The organism is Desulfovibrio sp. 1188_IL3213 (genome assembly GCF_036763145.1).
Lineage (GTDB): Bacteria > Desulfobacterota > Desulfovibrionia > Desulfovibrionales > Desulfovibrionaceae > Desulfovibrio.
On the sequence record NZ_JBAIYR010000295.1, the window covers coordinates 1 to 2,987 of the forward strand.

Genomic DNA, 2,987 nt, shown 5'->3' on the forward strand with positions numbered 1-2,987 from the left:
GCCGCTGCGGGCGGCGATGGCGGCCCCGGCGATGGCGGCTCGGGACCGGAAACAGATGACTCATATCACACGCGGCTTATTGTCACAGGCGCTGAAAACAGCTTCTTCTCCTTCTACGCCGTGGATCAGGACGGCAATCTTGTTACGGACTCAAGCAGGATCGGCGATATCGAATTTCAAGGCGACAACACATATTTTTCCTTCGTGGGAGTTGCCACGGATAGCTCAATAGTTGTGGAACTTACCCCCGCCGGGCTTGCCGCGCTGGAGGACGGCACGCTGGCGTCGGACATGCTGCTTATTTCCGTTGACGGCACGACATATAAAATGCCGCTGCTCGTGGCCGGCGGCGCTGCTGGTCAGAACTACGATGCCGCCACCGAGGAGGAGCGCGCCCAGCTTGGCACTGACCTCAAGGCCGAATGGTACTCCACCGACTCCAAAACAGTAGCCGAAGACAAGATCACTCTTGGCGGCTCAAGCTACAATCAGGTGGATATTGACAAGCCCAACCCCAGCAACGGCCTCAACAGTATTGGCGTGCTCAATTCAACCATCGACATCGCCGCCTCAGACAGGGGCGAAGTCAGCATCACCGCCAACCACGACGCCGGTTCTGCTTACGGGCTTGCCACAGATGACAGCGGCTCGGCCTCCTCTTCCATTCGAGGCGGCTACGAAAGCTCCATAAATATCGCTGCTTATGCCAACGATCCCTCGGCTACGGCCTATGGTGTGTTTACCGATGCCAACCGGAGCAGCACCGCGGCTACGAACATTGAGGGCGGAAATGTTTCCATTGCGGCGCAAAGTACAGGGGTCGGAAGCTACGGCGTCCATGCGGGCAACAACTCCACCAATACCATCGACGCTATAGGGCAGGTAGACATCCAGGCCAGGGGTAACAACGCCACGGGTGTTTTTGCTGAAAACCATATACCCGGTGGGCATTCCACAAACCTCATTACCGGGAGCGAAGTTTCCATTACGGCCCAAACCCTTCAGACAGGCGATACGTACGGGATGTACAGCAATGCCGGACTCAACCAGGTTACCGCCGACACACAAGTCTCCGTGAGCGCTGACAATAAGGGAACCGGAACCGCCTGGGGCATGTACGCCAACTCCGACAGCTCCACGACTGCTGCGGGAAACAACGAGATCACCGGCCAGGACATCACGGTGGCAGCAACTGCGGCCAAAGGCGATGCCTACGCCATGTACGCAAGCAGTGACGAAAAGAGCACTGCCGGCAACATTTTGCACCTGGAAGGCGGAACTGCCAACATCAGTGCTGCCAGCAACTCCGCAACCGGCGGCTACAGCGCCCATGCCATGCAGGCAAACGATGCGCCCGACGGGCACAATAGCATTACCGGAAGCGGCACTGTGAACATTGCAGCCACCAGTACCGCAAAAACCGCCATTGGCATGTCCGCGGCTGCGGGCAGCAACAGCATCAGCACGACTGAGGGCAATGTAAACATCGACGCCCGTAACACCGGCACAAGCACCAGAGACAGCGCCACCGGCATGTCAGCCAACTCGGGAGAAAACAGCGTAGACGTCGGCAATGGCAATGTGACCGTGAACGCCACTGGCGGGGGCACCGCCGAGGGCATCTATGCCTTCAGCGGCGTAAATACCATCAAGGCCAATGGCGATGTGAATGTTAATACCAGCGGCTCCTCATACGCCGAGGGCATGTTCGCAACCAGTTCCGGCAAGAATACCATTACCGCCGAGAACGGCAATGTGACGCTGAACACCAACGCGGACTATGTTGCTACCGGCGTGGGCGCGTACGCATCCTCGACCAATGCCATAGACACTGGCAATGGCGATGTGAACGTCTCCACCAACTCTGCATACAGCGATGCCCAAGGCATGAACGCCGCCGGTAGCGGCAGCAACACCATCACCTCCGAAGGCGGCAACATAACCGTTACCGCCAAAGGATACATGACAGGCGACGCCGTGCGCGCAGCCTCTTCCGGCAGCAACACCATCACCACAAAGGACGGCGATGTAAACGTTACCGGCAACGCGAGCCACGCCGCTTCCGGCATGAACGCGAGCATATCCGGGACCAATGTCATCAATGCTGAAAATGGCGATGTGAACATCTCCGCCCACAGTGTATACGCCGACGGCAAAGGCATGAGTGCCGAGAGTGACGGCAGCAATACCATCAACGCTGATAACGGCAATGTGACCATCAGCGGCAGCGGAGCACAGCTCTCCTACGGCATGTATTCCGCGTTTTCAAGCAGCAATACCATCAACGCCGGCGGCGATGTGACTGTTATGGGCGACAGCAACACCGACAGCGGCGGCATGGCCGCCATCACGTCAGACAGCAGCAATATCATCAATGCAGGCGGCAACGTAGATGTTACCGGCAGCAGCTCGGGCGTGTACGCCGGCAGTTATGCCCAAAGCACCATCAATGCAGGCGGCAACGTGAATGTTACTGTCGAGGGAAGGGGAGGCTCTGGCGCGGCCCTTGGCGTAAGCAGCTCAGACCACGCCAACAATTCCATCAAAACCGGCAGTGGCCATGTAAACGTTACCGCCACAGGCAGCACCAGCAATACCGCCACAGCCATGTCTGCCATCAGCTACGCTGACGCCGTCATCAGCACAAAAACAGGTAATGTGACCCTGACCAGCAGCGACTACGGCATGTCCAGCGCGACATCCGGGCACAACACCATCACTACTGACAGCGGCAAGGTGAACATTGCCGCCGACAGCGTCCTCGATGGCTACGGCATGTATGCCACGACATCCGGGCGCAACGACATCATCACTGCAGGCAGCGATGTGACTGTTACCGCCAGCGGCAGCAACAGCAGCCAGGGCATGACCACCGAGTCCGGCTCCAACAGCATCACCACCTCCGCCACCGGCAATGTAACCGTTACCGCCGGCGGCAGCGGCACGGCCTACGGCATGCGCAGCTCCGGCGCTGGCGGCAATGCCAT

General features: G+C 58.7%; 1 protein-coding gene. It reads left to right on the top strand.

Going from position 1 to position 2,987, the window contains the following annotated elements:
- A partial coding sequence (locus V6C16_RS10495; RefSeq protein WP_333543165.1) for a beta strand repeat-containing protein occupies positions 1-2,987 on the top strand: 2,987 nt, incomplete at both ends.